General features: G+C 72.8%; 17 protein-coding genes. 7 read left to right on the top strand and 10 right to left on the bottom strand.

What is annotated here, in order from left to right; all coding sequences use genetic code 11:
• The 4 genes from FLW16_RS07115 to FLW16_RS07100 are packed head-to-tail and all read left to right on the top strand — an operon-like array spanning position 1 to position 3,027.
• Complete coding sequence (locus FLW16_RS07115) at positions 1 to 861, top strand: urease accessory protein UreF (protein ID WP_142558868.1); 861 nt, start codon at positions 1 to 3, stop codon at positions 859 to 861.
• 39 nt (positions 862 to 900) lie between these two features.
• Complete coding sequence (gene ureG, locus FLW16_RS07110; RefSeq protein WP_142558867.1) at positions 901 to 1,626, top strand: urease accessory protein UreG; 726 nt, start codon at positions 901 to 903, stop codon at positions 1,624 to 1,626.
• A 5-nt stretch (positions 1,627 to 1,631) separates the two neighbouring features.
• Positions 1,632 to 2,534 (top strand): urease accessory protein UreD, encoded by a 903-nt coding sequence (locus FLW16_RS07105; RefSeq protein WP_142558865.1) that lies wholly within the window; start codon positions 1,632 to 1,634, stop codon positions 2,532 to 2,534.
• A gap of 10 nt (positions 2,535 to 2,544) precedes the next feature.
• Positions 2,545 to 3,027, top strand: coding sequence for a hypothetical protein (locus tag FLW16_RS07100; protein ID WP_142558863.1), 483 nt, complete (start codon positions 2,545 to 2,547; stop codon positions 3,025 to 3,027).
• A gap of 6 nt (positions 3,028 to 3,033) precedes the next feature.
• On the opposite strand, the gene era is transcribed toward FLW16_RS07100, so the two are convergent.
• The 7 genes from era to FLW16_RS07065 all read right to left on the bottom strand — a co-directional run bounded on the left by era (position 3,034) and on the right by FLW16_RS07065 (position 8,445).
• Positions 3,034 to 3,945, bottom strand: coding sequence for a GTPase Era (gene era, locus FLW16_RS07095; RefSeq protein ID WP_142558861.1), 912 nt, complete (start codon positions 3,943 to 3,945; stop codon positions 3,034 to 3,036).
• Between the two features lies 1 nt (position 3,946).
• Positions 3,947 to 4,282, bottom strand: coding sequence for a cytidine deaminase (locus FLW16_RS07090; RefSeq protein WP_142558858.1), 336 nt, complete (start codon positions 4,280 to 4,282; stop codon positions 3,947 to 3,949).
• Positions 4,279 to 4,938 (bottom strand): hypothetical protein, encoded by a 660-nt coding sequence (locus FLW16_RS07085; protein WP_142558856.1) that lies wholly within the window; start codon positions 4,936 to 4,938, stop codon positions 4,279 to 4,281. The genes FLW16_RS07090 and FLW16_RS07085 overlap by 4 nt, the downstream gene beginning before the upstream one ends.
• Positions 4,939 to 5,229: 291 nt before the next feature.
• Positions 5,230 to 6,525 carry a hemolysin family protein gene (locus FLW16_RS07080; protein WP_142558854.1) on the bottom strand — a complete coding sequence of 432 codons (1,296 nt, stop codon included), beginning with the start codon at positions 6,523 to 6,525 and terminating at the stop codon, positions 5,230 to 5,232.
• Positions 6,522 to 6,995, bottom strand: a complete 474-nt coding sequence (gene ybeY, locus FLW16_RS07075; RefSeq protein ID WP_142558852.1) for an rRNA maturation RNase YbeY — start codon at positions 6,993 to 6,995, stop codon at positions 6,522 to 6,524. Before ybeY ends, FLW16_RS07080 begins: the two co-directional genes overlap by 4 nt.
• A gap of 28 nt (positions 6,996 to 7,023) precedes the next feature.
• Entirely contained in the window at positions 7,024 to 8,046 is a 1,023-nt protein-coding gene (locus FLW16_RS07070; RefSeq protein WP_142558849.1) for a PhoH family protein, read from the bottom strand.
• A 54-nt stretch (positions 8,047 to 8,100) separates the two neighbouring features.
• Positions 8,101 to 8,445, bottom strand: coding sequence for a histidine triad nucleotide-binding protein (locus FLW16_RS07065; protein ID WP_260614971.1), 345 nt, complete (start codon positions 8,443 to 8,445; stop codon positions 8,101 to 8,103).
• 244 nt (positions 8,446 to 8,689) lie between these two features.
• Between FLW16_RS07065 and FLW16_RS07060 the strand changes: the two genes are divergently transcribed.
• Both FLW16_RS07060 and FLW16_RS07055 read left to right on the top strand, forming a co-directional pair.
• Positions 8,690 to 9,169: a SigE family RNA polymerase sigma factor gene (locus FLW16_RS07060; protein ID WP_111697223.1), complete on the top strand. Its 480-nt coding sequence runs from the start codon at positions 8,690 to 8,692 to the stop codon at positions 9,167 to 9,169.
• Positions 9,166 to 9,834 (top strand): hypothetical protein, encoded by a 669-nt coding sequence (locus FLW16_RS07055; RefSeq protein WP_142558845.1) that lies wholly within the window; start codon positions 9,166 to 9,168, stop codon positions 9,832 to 9,834. The genes FLW16_RS07060 and FLW16_RS07055 overlap by 4 nt, the downstream gene beginning before the upstream one ends.
• A gap of 87 nt (positions 9,835 to 9,921) precedes the next feature.
• On the opposite strand, the gene FLW16_RS07050 is transcribed toward FLW16_RS07055, so the two are convergent.
• From FLW16_RS07050 to hrcA, 3 genes are read right to left on the bottom strand one after another with little or no spacing between them, the layout of a single operon-like run.
• The gene (locus FLW16_RS07050) at positions 9,922 to 10,656 is read right to left on the bottom strand and encodes a 16S rRNA (uracil(1498)-N(3))-methyltransferase (protein WP_142558843.1); all 735 of its coding nucleotides are present in this window, start codon (positions 10,654 to 10,656) and stop codon (positions 9,922 to 9,924) included.
• 9 nt (positions 10,657 to 10,665) lie between these two features.
• The gene (gene dnaJ, locus FLW16_RS07045) at positions 10,666 to 11,802 is read right to left on the bottom strand and encodes a molecular chaperone DnaJ (RefSeq protein WP_142558840.1); all 1,137 of its coding nucleotides are present in this window, start codon (positions 11,800 to 11,802) and stop codon (positions 10,666 to 10,668) included.
• Complete coding sequence (hrcA, locus tag FLW16_RS07040; protein ID WP_142558838.1) at positions 11,803 to 12,816, bottom strand: heat-inducible transcriptional repressor HrcA; 1,014 nt, start codon at positions 12,814 to 12,816, stop codon at positions 11,803 to 11,805.
• Positions 12,817 to 12,972: 156 nt separating this feature from the next.
• Here hrcA and FLW16_RS07035 point away from each other — a divergent pair, with 156 nt between their 5' ends.
• Positions 12,973 to 13,629 carry a hypothetical protein gene (locus tag FLW16_RS07035; RefSeq protein ID WP_142558836.1) on the top strand — a complete coding sequence of 219 codons (657 nt, stop codon included), beginning with the start codon at positions 12,973 to 12,975 and terminating at the stop codon, positions 13,627 to 13,629.
• Positions 13,630 to 13,634: the final 5 nt, after the last annotated feature.

The following is a 13,634-nucleotide window of genomic DNA, read 5'->3' as shown; positions in this document are numbered from 1 at the left end:
ATGAACGGGGACGCGGCGCTGCTGCTGCTGGCCGACTCCCGGCTCCCGGCCGGCGGGCACGCCCACTCGGGCGGCGTGGAGGAGGCCGTACGACGGGGCGCGGTCACGGGCGCCGGCGACCTGGCGCGGTTCCTGCGCGGCAGGCTCGCCACCGCCGGCCTCGTCACCGCCGCCCTCGCCGCCGCCGCGTGCGAACTGGCCGCCACCGACGGCGGCGACCGAGAAGTCGGCGCCATCCGTGCCCCCGGGGCACCTCCCGTGGATGACGCCTCGGGCGGCATCGAGCTGTGGCGGCGGCTGGACGCCGAGGCCGACGCCAGGACCGCCTCGCCCGCCCAGCGGGAGGCCGCCCGCACGCAGGGGCGGCTCCTGCTGCGCACGGCCCGCCGGATGTGGCCCTCGGCCGCCCTGGACACGCTCGCGCGGGCCCTGCCGGAGGGCTCGCACCACCCCGTCGCGCTCGGCGCGGCGGCTGCCTCGGCGGGCTGCACTCCCCGCCAGGCCGCGCTGGCCGCCGCCTACACCTCGGTCACCGGCCCGGCAACGGCGGCCGTGCGGCTCCTCGGTCTCGACCCGGTCACCGTCCACCGTCTGCTCGCCGATCTCGCCCCCGCGTTCGACGGCACGGCGCGCGCCGCCTGCGCGTCGCTCGGCGACGCGGTCCCTGAGGACGACGAGCCCGAGGAGTGCGGGGCCGGACACCACCAGGGACAGCACCCCGGACAGCCCCCTGGACGGCAGCCCGGACGGCATGCGGCGTGGCAGGCCCGATGGCGCGGGCTGCCGGGGCACGGCGCGCCCGCGCTCGACCTCCTGGCGGAGGGACACCTGACCAACCCGATGAAGCTTTTCGTCTCCTGACGTCTCCGCACCGGCCACGAGAAAGAGCAGGTATCCGATATGGGCGCTCACCACGACGACCTCCACGACGCGGCCGAGCCACACGGGCGGGCGCTCCGCCTCGGCATCGGCGGGCCTGTCGGCAGCGGCAAGACCGCCCTGGTGGCGGCGCTGTGCCGCAGCCTCGGGCCGTCGCTGCGGCTCGGGGTCGTGACCAACGACATCTACACCACCGAGGACGCCGACTTCCTGCGCCGCGCGGGGGTCGTCGACCCCGAGCGGATCCTCGCCGTGCAGACCGGCTGCTGCCCGCACACCGCCATCCGCGACGACATCGCGGCCAACCTGGACGCCGTCGAGACGCTGGAGGAGCGGTTCGGGCCGCTCGACCTCGTGATCGTCGAGAGCGGCGGCGACAACCTCACCGCCACGTTCAGCCGGGGCCTGGCGGACCGGCAGATCTTCGTGCTCGACGTGTCGGGCGGCGACAAGGTGCCGCGCAAGGGCGGGCCGGGGGTGACCTCGGCCGACCTGCTCGTGGTCAACAAGACCGACCTCGCGCCGATGGTCGGCGCCGACCTGACCGTGATGTCCCGCGACGCGGCGGCCGTACGGGACGGCAAGCCGGTGCTGTTCACGTCGATCAGGGAGGACAGAGGCGCTCACAGCGTGGCGGAGTGGGTGACGCACATGGTCGCAGCCTGGCGGCGCGAGCACGGCGAGCCGCACCACCACGCCGCCCACGGCGCCGTCCACAGCGCCGTCCCTCAGGCCCCGGCGTCCTGACCGGCATGACGGCCGTCACCGCGCGTGCGCTGATCAGGACGGAGGCCGCGGGCGGAGGCCTGACCCGGCTGGAGACGCTGCGGTCCGACCCGCCGCTGACGCTGCGGCAGACCGGCCCGCGTCGGGTCCACCTCGTCTCGACGGGCGCGGGACCGCTGCGCGGGGACCACCTCGAACTCGGCCTGGACGTCGCCCCCGGCACCTCGCTGGAGGTCCGCTCGGTGGGCGCCACGCTGGTGCTGCCGGGTCTCGCGGACGCCCCTTCGGTCATGGTCGTGCGGGCGCGGGTCGGCGCGGGGGCCACCCTGCACTTCTCCCCCGAGCCGACCGTCCTCGCCGCCGGGTGCGCCCACCACCTCGTCGTACGGCTCTCGCTCGCCGAGGACGCCACGGTCTTCTGGCGGGAGGAGATCGTCTTCGGGCGGCACGGCGAACGGCCGGGACGCGGCCACGCGCGGTTCGACGCGACCGTGGCCGGGCGGCCCCTGCTCCGCCAGGACCTCCTGGTGGGCGAGGAGGCGGTGGACGGCGGCCCGGCCGTCTACGGGGACGCCCGGTGCGTCGGCTCGACCCTGATCGCGGGACCCGCCTGGGCCCCGCCCGCCGTGCCGGACGTCAAGCGCGAGCGGCGGGCCGTGCTGGGGGACGGCTGGGCGGCGCTGCCGCTGGCCGGTCCTGGCGTGCAGGTCTGCGCGCTCGGCGCGGACGCGGTCCAGCTCAGGGAGCGGCTGCGGCGCGGCGAGGAGGCCGCGGCCACCGCGCCGCCACCACCCGAACCGGAGACCGCCCGAGCACCCATGCCACCGGCCACCCCGGGTGCCGCCTCGGCGCGCACCCCACGTGCCCAAGCACCCGGCGTCCCGTCAACCGGCGATTTCAGGGCTGAAACCGGCCGCCTCGGGCCGTAGCCTGGTGATCGTGTCGGAACCCACGCAGCATCCCGGCGGGCCGCGGCGAGGCACCAGCGTGGCCGGCGTCCTGCGGGCCGCCGGCGTGTTCGTCGCGGGGTTCGCGCTGGCCGTGACCGCGCTGCTCCCGTGGGCGGGCCTCACCGCCGAGTTCGGCATCCTCGACGCGTCGCTCACGCACGCCGTGCGCGGCGTGGACGCGGGCCCCGGCTGGTTCGTGCTGGGCGCCGGGATCACGGCGATGCTGCTCGGCGTGCTCGGCGCGACGCGGAACTGGCTGTTCACCGGGCTGGCGATCCTGCCCGGCGCGGTGGCCGCCTTCGCGCTGGCCATGTTCCTCGCCGACCCGCGCGACCTCGTGGGCCGGCTCGACTTCCAGGTCTCCGGGCTGCTGCGGGTGCACCCGACGATCCAGTACGGCTGGTTCGCCGGGCTGCTGGCCTCGGTCGCGCTGGCCGTCCTGGCCGCCGCCGCGCTGCTGCGCCGCCGGTGACGGCCGTCAGTCGTAGAAGCCGAGACGCCGCAGCTGCTTGGGGTCGCGCTGCCACTCCTTGGCGACCTTGACCCGCAGGTCGAGGTAGACCCGGGTGCCGAGCAGCGCCTCGATCTGCTGCCGGGCGCGGGTGCCCACGTCCTTGAGCCTCGTGCCGCCCGGGCCGATCACGATCGCCTTCTGCGAGGGGCGCTCGACGAACATGTGGGCGTACACGTCGAGGAGGTCGTCGCGGCCCTCCCGGGGGTGCATCTCCTCAACGACCACCGCGATCGAGTGAGGCAGCTCGTCGCGCACGCCCTCCAGCGCCGCCTCCCGGATCAGCTCGGCGACCAGCACCTGCTCCGGCTCGTCGGTCAGCTCCCCGCCGGCGTACAGCGGGGGCGACTCCGGCAGCCGCTTGACGAGCACGTCGGCGACGACGTCGAGCTGCTCGCCGCCCTGCGCGGACACCGGGACGATCTCCGCGAACTCGGCCAGCGCGGACACCGCGAGAAGCTGGTGCGCGACCTGCTCACGGGTGGCCAGGTCGCACTTGGTGACGACCGCCACCACCGGGGTCTTCTTGACGGCGGCGAGCTTGTCGACGATGAACCGGTCGCCCTTGCCGATCGGCTCGTTGGCCGGGACGCAGAACCCGATCACGTCGACCTCGGTGAGCGTCGACAGCACCAGGCTGTCCAGCCGCTCCCCCAGGAGCGTGCGGGGACGGTGGAATCCGGGGGTGTCCACGATCACCAGCTGGGCGTCCGGCCGGTGGACGATGCCGCGGATGGCCCGCCGCGTGGTCTGCGGCTTGGACGAGGTGATCGCCACCTTGGTGCCGACCAGGGCGTTCATCAGCGTGGACTTGCCGACGTTGGGCCTGCCGACGAAGCAGGCGAAGCCCGCACGGAAACCGCTCGATTCGGCGTCCACGTCAGATGTACCGGCCCTTCAGCGAACCGTCGGGGGCGGCCAGGAACAGCGTGCCGTTGCCCATGTCCTCGACGACGGCCAGGTCCTGCTCTGACGGGTCGTCGGCCTCGGTGACGATCGCCGACGCCTCCAGGGACTTCGCTCCGCTGGACACGGCCATGGCCACGGCCGCCTGGAGGGCCGAGAGCCGGAGCGAGGGCAGCGCCACCGTGGTCGCGGCGTATGTCCGGCCGGTCTCGTCGCGCACCGCGGCGCCCTCGGGAGTGCCGCCGCGCGCCCGCGCCGACCTGGCCAGCGTGATGATCTTGTTGTCCTCGGGGTCCAGCGTCTGTGTCACACGTCAAGCGTACCGACCTCGCGGACGAGCAGCCGTGTCAGTTCGGCCGTGCGGGCCGGGTCGGGCGGGGTCAGGCCCGCGTGCACGAGCGCGATCAGCGTGTGACCGGAGCGGGCGACGACCACGTGCATGCGGTAGGGGTAGCCGCCGACCCTCCCGGACAGGGCCCGGCCCGCCGCGTCCGGCCCGCCGACGCCGGGCAGCGGCGTCCGCGCGGCCTCCAGGCGGTCGTACGGCGTCCCGCCGTCGGCCGTCGCGCAGCGGGAGAGGGCGTCGCGGAGCGCGGCGAGATGCCCGGCCGTCTCACCGCTGTCGTAGACGGCGACGCCGACCCCGGCGAGCTCGCCCGCGTGCGCGCCCTGGTAGGTGGCGGCGGTCGCGCCGCTGAGCCCCGCACGCGGGGGCCTGCCCGCGGCCGCGTCGAACAGCAGGCGGCACGCGCGGGCGCGGGGACGGAACGGCGGACGCCAGGGCGCCCGCGCGTGGCTGAAGAACCCCTCGGGAAGGCCGTCCATCCTGCCGAGCGCCGTCCGCGGACGGTTCGCGTCCGCCGCCTTGCCGGAGGCCCGGACGGCGGCGTACGTGACCCTGCCCGTGCCGCAGGCACCGGTGGCCAGGACCAGGCAGCCCGCGACGGCCGCGTGGACGATGCGCATACCCGCCTCCCCGCTTTGCCGGAGGTTTCCTTCCCCGGACCGCGAGCGGGTAATCACATTGCGTAATCAATACGGAGCTCTCATCAATACGGGGCTCCCACCCGAGCCGGGTGGGAGCCCCGCACCGATTACGGATCCCCCATGGGAGGCTCCGGTGCGCCGCGAACCCCTCCCGGCGCGCCGGACTCCCCAACGAGGCGCCCCGAACCCCTTCTGAGCGCCTGGGACAACAGTGGCCGGGCCCGCTTGCAGCTCGGTTGAAAGACGCTTGCAGTCCCGGACGGCGACAGGTCACTCGTGGTCGGCGCCGGCGGCCACGACCTCGTCGTCCGCCGCGGGCTCCTCGCGGCGCACGACGACCGTGCTGATCCGGTTGCGGCGTCCCGCCAGGTTCTCGGCGGTCAGGCGCAGGCCGCCGACCACCGCCTCCGACCCCGCGATCGGCACCCGGCCCAGGGCGTGCGCCAGCAGGCCGCCGACCGTGTCGACGTCCTCGACCTCGATCTCGGCGTCGAACAGCTCGCCGAGCTCGTCGACCGGGAGCCGCGCGGTCACCCGCACCGCCCCGTCGTCCAGCCATTCGACCCGCGGGGCCTCCTGGTCGTACTCGTCGGCGATCTCGCCGACGATCTCCTCGATGACGTCCTCGATGGTGACGAGGCCGGCGGTGCCGCCGTACTCGTCGATGACGATGGCGAGGTGGATCTGCCGCGCCTGCATCTCGCGCAGCAGTTCGTCGATCGGCTTGCTCTCCGGCACGTACGTCGCGGGGCGCATGAGCTCGTCCACCCGCACGCCGCCGTCGCCGGTGTCCTGGATGCGGCGGACGATGTCCTTGAGGTAGGCGATGCCCACCACGTCGTCCTCGTTCTCCCCCACCACGGGGATGCGGGAGAACCCGCTGCGCAGGGCCAGCGAGAGCGCCTGGTGCAGCGTCTTGCCGCGCTCGATGAAGACCATGTCGGTGCGGGGCACCATGACCTCGCGCACCAGCGTGTCGCCGAGCTCGAAGACCGAGTGGATCATCTCCCGCTCGTCGGGCTCGATGACCCGGCGCTGCTCGGCCAGGTCGACGAGGTCGCGCAGCTCGGCCTCCGAGGTGAACGGGCCCTCGCGGAAGCCCTTGCCCGGAGTGAGCGCGTTGCCCAGCAGGATCAGCAGCTCGGGCAGCGGGCCGAAGATCCGGGTCAGGCCGTACACGATGGGCGCGCTCGCCAGCGCCACCGGCTCGGCGTGCTGGCGGCCGAGCGTACGCGGCATGACCCCGACGATGACGTAGCTCACCAGGATCATCACCACGGCCGCCAGGGCGTACGCCTGCCCGCGGTCGCCGAGCCAGTCGATGAACAGCAGCGTCGTGATCACCGTCGCGACGAGCTCACAGCTCAGACGCAGCAGGAGCACCAGGTTGAGATAGCGCGGCGGGTCGGCGACGATCGCCTGCAACCGCACCGCGCCGCGCCGGCCCTCCTTGACGAACTCCTCCGCGCGCACCCTGGAGATGCGGGTCAGCGCCGTCTCCGCGCTCGCCAGCAGACCGCCGGCCACGATCAGGAAGACGGCGGAGAGCAGCCAGCCGTTGCTCACGGCTTACGCCGCACCTCCCGCCAGGCGCCGAGCAGTTCGTCCTGCAGCCCGAACATCTCGGCGTGCTCCTCGGGCTCGGCGTGGTCGTAGCCGAGCAGGTGCAGGATGCCGTGCGTGCACAGCAGCTCCAGCTCGTCCTGCGCGCCGTGCCCGGCCTCGGCGGCCTGTTTGGCCGCCACCTGGGGGCACAGCACCACGTCGCCGAGCAGCGCCGGGTCGGGGGACGCGTCCTCGTCCCGGCCGCCGACGTTGGGCCGCAGCTCGTCCATGGGGAAGGCCAGCACGTCGGTCGGGCCCGGCTCCCCCATCCACTGCTCGTGCAGCTCGGCCATCGCCGCCTCGTCGATCACCAGGATCGACAGCTCGGCCAGCGGGTTGATCCCCATCCGGCCGAGGACGTGCCCGGCCAGCTCGACCAGCGCCGACTCGTCGACCTCGACGCCGGACTCGTTGGCCACCTCGATGCTCACGGGGTCTCCTCACCCGTCATGGTCGCGCTCATCGCCGGTTGTTCCGCGGCCGCTTGTTGATCGCGCGCGGCTCCGACGCCATCGCGGCGTCGTAACGGCCGTAGGCGTCGACGATGTCGCTCACCAGCTTGTGCCGCACCACGTCGGCGCTGGTCAGCCTGCTGAAATGGATGTCCTCGATGCCCTCGAGGATGTGCTGGACGACCTTCAGGCCGCTGTCCTGCCCGCCGGGCAGGTCGATCTGGGTCACGTCGCCGGTGACCACGATCTTCGAGTTGAACCCGAGCCTGGTCAGGAACATCTTCATCTGCTCGGGCGAGGTGTTCTGCGCCTCGTCCAGGATGATGAAGGCGTCGTTGAGCGTCCGGCCGCGCATGTAGGCGAGCGGCGCGACCTCGATCGTCCCGGCCGACATCAGGCGGGGGATCGATTCGGGGTCGAGCATGTCGTGCAGCGCGTCGTACAGCGGCCGCAGGTACGGGTCGATCTTCTCGTAGAGCGTGCCGGGCAGGAAGCCGAGCCGCTCCCCCGCCTCGACGGCGGGGCGGGTGAGGATGATCCGGTTGACCCGCTTGTTCTGCAGGGCCTTCACGGCCTTCGCCATCGCCAGGTACGTCTTGCCGGTGCCGGCGGGGCCGATGCCGAAGACGATGGTGTGCCTGTCGATCGCGTCGACGTACCGCTTCTGGTTGACCGTCTTCGGGCGGATGGTGCGTCCCCGGGTGGACAGGATGTCCAGGGACAGGACCTCGGCCGGACGGTCGGTGGCCTGCCGCAGCATGTGGATGCTGCGCTCGACCGCGTCTGGGGACAGCTCGGCACCCGAGCCGACCAGCTCCACCAGCTCCTCGAAGAGGCGGACGACGACGCCGCTCTCCTCGGGACTGCCGGTGATCGTGATCTCGTTGCCCCGCACGTGTATGTCGGCGCTGAAGGCGCCTTCGATGACCCGCAGCAGCTCGTCACCCGACCCGAGGAGGCTGACCATCGGCTGCCCCTCGGGGATGACTACCTTGGCCTGGGTCTTGTGGATGTGCTGTGACTCGGACATGGGCGGCCCTTGCGGCCCTGATCGCCTCCCTAGTTCCCTCCCCACTTTAGTCGCTCAGCCGGGGGGCCAGGTGAGGCCTCGGCCGCCGAGGACGTGCGCGTGGACGTGGAGAACCGTCTGCCCGGCCCCCGCTCCGGTGTTGAACACGATCCGGTAACCGGTCTCGGCCACACCCTCCTGCACGGCCACCGCGTGGCAGGCCTTGAGCAGGTCGTCGGCGAGGCCGTCGTCGGCCGCCGCCAGCACGGCGGCGTTCTCGTGGTGGGCCTTGGGCACGACGAGAACGTGGGTGGGGGCCTGCGGATTGATGTCGCGGAAGGCCAGCGTCCGCCCGGCCTCCAGGACGATGTCCGCCGGGACCTCCTTGGCCACGATCTTGCAGAAGAGGCAGTCGCTCACGCGCGAAAGCCTAGCCGTTGGCGGTAGTTGATGACTGCAATGATCCCCCCGGCTAGTGTGAGTGTGCGAGACTGCACCAGAAAACCCCCCTAGTGTCGGGCGAGGACACCGCTGGGCCATGCCCCCTAATGATTCGGAAGAACGTAAACCCCCCGGGGATGACGAGCGTCCTATTGATGTGACCACCGAGACCCTCGTGGCCGACAGGTCGTTGGGGACGGTGCCCGTCGGGTGGGATGCCGACATGGCCGTGACGGCGCTCTACAGCGCTCACTATCGGTCACTGGTGCGTCTCGCCGTGCTGCTGGTGCGTGACGTGGCCAGCGCGGAAGAGGTCGTTCAGGACGCGTTCGTCGCCCTTCATGGCGCCTGGCGCAGGCTGAGAGACACCGACAAGGCACTGGCCTACCTTCGCCAATCGGTCGTGAACCGATCGCGTTCCGTGCTGCGGCACCGCGCGGTCGTCGAGAAGTACGCGCCCAAGGGGCTGCCGGACGCGCCGAGCGCGGAGAACGGCGCTATCGGTGAACTCGAGCGTTCTGCCGTCATCGAGGCGCTCCGCGGCTTACCCACCCGCCAGCGCGAGGCGCTGGTGCTGCGATACTACGGCGACCTGTCGGAGGCCGAGATCGCACACGCGATGGGGATCAGCAAGGGCGCGGTGAAGAGTCACACGGCCCGCGGCATGGCCGCACTACGCATGGCACTGGAGCAGTTCTCATGACCTTCCCGCCCGACGACGAGTACGGCGAGTTGCTCCGCCGTGCCCTGCGCGCGGAGGCGGACTCGGTCGTGCCGTCTCCCGAAGGACTCGAAATCATCCGCGGACGGATCGACCAGCGCGGTCTGCGTGGTCTGCGGAACATGCTGTGGTGGCGCATCGGAGCGGCCGCCGCGGGGGCCGTGCTCGTCGCGGGCACGGTCGTGATGGTCGTCCCCGGCCTGCGCGACCAGGTGGCGCAGACCACGGGCATCTCGAACGCCGGCGACGAGCGCGAGGACCAGACGGACACCTCGTCGGTGACCCGGCCGCCCAACCTGGCGCCCTCACGACCGGTCGTGATCGTGCCCGTCACCCCGAGCCCGTCCCGCGGACGGCCCGCCCCGTCCCCGACCCACAAGGTGGGCGCGACCACCAGGCCGTCGCCGTCGCCGTCCGATCCCTGCGTCACGCCCACCCCCCAGCCCGGGGTGGTCGAGCCCGACGCGGCCCTGCCGCCGACGTGCTCGCCGACGTCGGTGACGCAGCCGCCCGCGGTGACGCCCTCGGCCTCGCGCCGTCCTTCGACGGCTCCGCCCGCGACGTCCGCGCCCGCGGTCACCCCGACGACCACGGCGCCCACGGAGACGGCCACGCCCAGCCCGACGGCCGAGACGCCCGCTCCCTGACCCGGCCCGGCCCGTACCCCGCCAACCGCGCGCAGGGGCGCCCGTTCCCCGGGGTCAGCTTCCTCGGCTGGGGACGCGACCCGGCTCTCACCAGCGGCCGCAGCGGGACAGCAGGACGGCCGCCGCGGCCACACCCGCCGTCGAGGTGCGCAGCACCGTCGGCCCCAGCAGGGCCGGTGTGGCTCCCGCGGCGCGCAATGTGGCGATCTCCTCGTCGGTGACGCCGCCCTCCGGGCCGACGATCATCACGATGTCGCCCGGCTCCTCCGGCAGGGGCAGGCGGCTCAGCGGCTCGGCGGCCTCCTCGTGCAGGACGACCGCGAGCGCCGCCGCCGAGACGAGCGAGCCGACGGCCGCGGTCGTGGCCAGCTCGGTCACCTCGGGCAGGTGGAAGCGCCTGGCCTGCTTGGCCGCCTCGCGGGCCGTGCCGCGCCAGCGGGCGAGGGCCTTGGCGGCCCGGTCGCCCTTCCACTGGGTCACGCAACGGGAGGCGGCCCAGGGGACGATCACGTCGACCCCCGCCTCGGTCATCATCTCGACCGCGAGCTCGCCCCGGTCGCCCTTGGGCAGGCCCTGGACGACCACCAGCCGCGGCCGGGGCGGCGGGACCTCGAACCGGCGCAGCACCTCGGCGGTCAGCGAGTCCTTGCCGGCCGCCGTGACCGTGCACTCGGCCACCCGTCCCGCGCCGTCGGTCAGGTCGATCCGCTCCCCCGGCCGCAGGCGGCGTACGGCGGCGGCGTGCCGCCCCTCCGGCCCGTCGAGGACGATCGTGTCCGCCGCCTGGCCGGCCGCGTCCGACAGGAACACGGGAACACTCATGCGATCAGCTCAGCGGCCGTTGAAGGCGTCCCGCAGGCGGGAGAAGAAGCCCTGCTGACCCGGGGAGAACTTGCCCGGCGGCCGCTCCTCCCCGCGCAGTTTCGACAGCTCGCGCAGCAGTTCCTCCTGCTGCGGGTCGAGCTTGGTCGGCGTCTCGACGTTCACGTGGATCAGCAGGTCGCCCCTGCCGGTCTCGTTGAGCCGCTGGACGCCCTTGCCGTACAGGGGGATGACCTGGCCGGCCTGGGTGCCGGGCCGCACGTCGATCTCCTCGGGTCCGTCGAGGGTCTCGATCGTGATCGAGGTGCCGAGCGCGGCGGCGGTCATCGGGATGTGGACCGTGCAGTGCAGGTCGTCGCCGCGCCGCTCGAAGATCTGGTGCGGCCGCTCGACGATCTCCAGGAACAGGTCGCCGGGAGGCCCGCCGCCGGGGCCGACCTCGCCCTCGCCGGCGAGCTGGATGTGCGTGCCGTCCTCGACGCCGGCCGGGATCCTGACCTTGATCGTGCGCCGAGTCCTGACCCGTCCCTCGCCCGAGCACTCCATGCAGGGGTGCCGGATGACGCTGCCGTACCCGCCGCACTGGGGGCAGGGACGGGAGGTCATGACCTGGCCGAGGAACGAACGGGTCACCTGCGAGACCTCGCCGCGCCCGTGGCACATGTCGCAGGTGTCGGGGTGGGTGCCGGACGCCGCCCCGGAGCCCTGGCAGACCTCGCAGACCACGGCCGTGTCGACCACGATCTCGCGGGTCGTGCCGAAGGCCGCCTCCGACAGGTCGAGCTCCACCCTGATGGTGGCGTTGCGGCCCCGGCGGGCGCGGGAGCGGGGCCCCCGCGCGGCGCCCGCCGAGCCGAAGAAGGCGTCCATGATGTCGCTGAACGGGAAGCCCGCGCCGAAGCCGCCGGCCCCGGCCCCGGCCGCGGCGCCGCCGAACGGGTCGGCGCCCATGTCGTACATGCGGCGCTTGCCCGCGTCGGACAGCACCTCGTACGCCTGGTTGATCTCCTTGAACCGCTCCTGGGTCTCCGGATCCGGGTTGACGTCCGGGTGCAGCTCACGGGCGAGACGGCGGTATGCCTTCTTGATCTCTTCCTGGCTGGCGTCGCGCCGTACGCCAAGGGTCGCGTAGTAGTCGTTGGACACTTATGACCCCGCCAGGATCTGGCCGACGTAACGCGCCACCGCGCGCACCGCACCCATCGTCACCGGATAGTCCATTCGTGTCGGGCCCAGCACTCCGAGCCGGGCCAGTTCTCTGTCGCCCGAACCGTATCCCGCGGCCACGATAGAGGTGCCGCGCAGCCCGCTGTAGGGGTTCTCGGATCCGATGCGAACGGTCAGTTCGGACAGCCCGCCGGTCTCTCCCAGCAGGCGGATGAGGACGACCTGCTCCTCCAGCGCCTCCAGCACGTCCCGCAGGCCGATGCTGAGGTCGGCGGCGGCGAGGTTGGCCGTCCCACCAAAAACGATCTTCTCCTCGTGCCGCTCGACGAGCGTCTCGAGCAGCACGGACAGGATCGTGGCCGCCACCGGCCTGTCCTCCGGGGGCAGGCGTTCGGGAACGTCGGCCACGGTCTCCGGCACCTGGGACAGGCCGCAGCCGTCCAGGCAGGCGTTGAGCACGGCGCGCAGGTTCGCGATCCGGTCGTCGGCGATGGCCTCCGGCAGCTCGACCACACGCTGCTCGACCCGCCCGGTGTTCGTGATCAGCACCAGCATGACGCGGCGCTCCGCGACCGGGACGATCTCCACGTGACGGACCGACGACCTGGTGAGCGAGGGGTACTGGACCACCGCCACCTGCCGGGTGAGCTGCGCGAGCAGCCGCACCGTACGCATGACGATCTCGTCGAGGTCCACCGCCCCGGCGAGAAAGGTCTCGATGGCCCTGCGCTCCGCGCCGGACAGCGGCTTGATCTGCGACAGCCGATCGACGAACAGGCGATATCCCTTGTCGGTCGGCACCCTGCCGGCACTGGTGTGCGGCTGGGTGATGTATCCCTGCTCCTCCAGCGCCGCCATGTCGTTGCGGATCGTCGCCGGGGAGACGCCGAGGTTGTGCCTGTCCACCAGGGCTTTGGATCCCACCGGCTCGTTGGTGGACACGTAGTCCTCGACGATGGCGCGCAGGACGGCGAGCTTGCGGTCGTCGAGCAATCGTCACCTCCCTGTGCCTGGAAACACCGACTCTGGCACTCTGTGTTCCCGAGTGCCAAGTGTACGGCTACCACCCCACGTGGTGCGATAACGCGGCGGGCACCAGGACAAGCGAGCTGCAAATCGACCACAAGCCGCATGGTCGACTCTTCACCCATGCACGAGAACCAGAACTCCTCGCCGGCCGACGTGACCATGCGGGTGCCCCGCCCCATGCCCCCGGCCGACGTTACCCTGCGGATGCCGCACCCCTTTCCCCCGCCGTACGCCGGCCCCCGGCCGATCCGGCCCCGGCTGCTGTGGATCTTCCTTGCCTGGGCGCTCTTCGTCGTCCTGCTGGTGGCGGGCGTCGGCGGGTTCGCCGGCGGCCTGTTCTCCACGCTCGGCGACGCCGCACCCACCACGATCTTCTCCGGCGGGCAGTCGGTGAACGTCGCCCTCGATCCCGCGGACAAGCCGGCGATCTACGCGGCCGTCGACCAGCCCACCGACGTCCGCTGTCAGCTCGGGGACGGCGCCGACCCGCGGGTGCGGCTGACCCGGCCGGCCGTCTCCCAGACCGTCACGCTGAACGGCACGACCTGGGAGCTGCTGTTCGAGGCCGGCGTCCCCGAGGCGGGCACCTACCCGCTCGCCTGCGAGGGCGACGGGGTGCGGTTCGGCGTCGGCAAGCAGCTCACCGGCGCGGCCGGCATGCTGGTGGGGGGCGCCGTCGCGCTGCTGGCGCTGCCCACCGTCGGCTTCCTGGCCGCGCTGATCGTGACCGTCGTCGTGCTCGCGCGCCGCTCCGCGGCCCGCCGTCGCCTGGCGTGATTTGC

Origin of the sequence: Microbispora sp. KK1-11, from assembly GCF_006874435.1 — a bacterium.
Lineage (GTDB): Bacteria > Actinomycetota > Actinomycetes > Streptosporangiales > Streptosporangiaceae > Microbispora > Microbispora catharanthi.
This window is presented reverse-complemented; position numbering and strand designations above follow the sequence as displayed.

Excerpts from the sequence above, each read along its gene's own strand:
- ureG (WP_142558867.1), top strand. The coding sequence starts at position 901 with ATGGGCGCTCACCACGACGACCTCCACGACGCGGCCGAGCCACACGGG.
- FLW16_RS07050 (WP_142558843.1), bottom strand. The coding sequence starts at position 10,656 with ATGAGTGTTCCCGTGTTCCTGTCGGACGCGGCCGGCCAGGCGGCGGAC.
- FLW16_RS07115 (WP_142558868.1), top strand. The coding sequence starts at position 1 with ATGAACGGGGACGCGGCGCTGCTGCTGCTGGCCGACTCCCGGCTCCCG.
- FLW16_RS07035 (WP_142558836.1), top strand. The coding sequence starts at position 12,973 with ATGCACGAGAACCAGAACTCCTCGCCGGCCGACGTGACCATGCGGGTG.
- FLW16_RS07055 (WP_142558845.1), top strand. The coding sequence starts at position 9,166 with ATGACCTTCCCGCCCGACGACGAGTACGGCGAGTTGCTCCGCCGTGCC.
- FLW16_RS07105 (WP_142558865.1), top strand. The coding sequence starts at position 1,632 with ATGACGGCCGTCACCGCGCGTGCGCTGATCAGGACGGAGGCCGCGGGC.
- FLW16_RS07070 (WP_142558849.1), bottom strand. The coding sequence starts at position 8,046 with ATGTCCGAGTCACAGCACATCCACAAGACCCAGGCCAAGGTAGTCATC.
- FLW16_RS07085 (WP_142558856.1), bottom strand. The coding sequence starts at position 4,938 with ATGCGCATCGTCCACGCGGCCGTCGCGGGCTGCCTGGTCCTGGCCACC.
- FLW16_RS07060 (WP_111697223.1), top strand. The coding sequence starts at position 8,690 with ATGGCCGTGACGGCGCTCTACAGCGCTCACTATCGGTCACTGGTGCGT.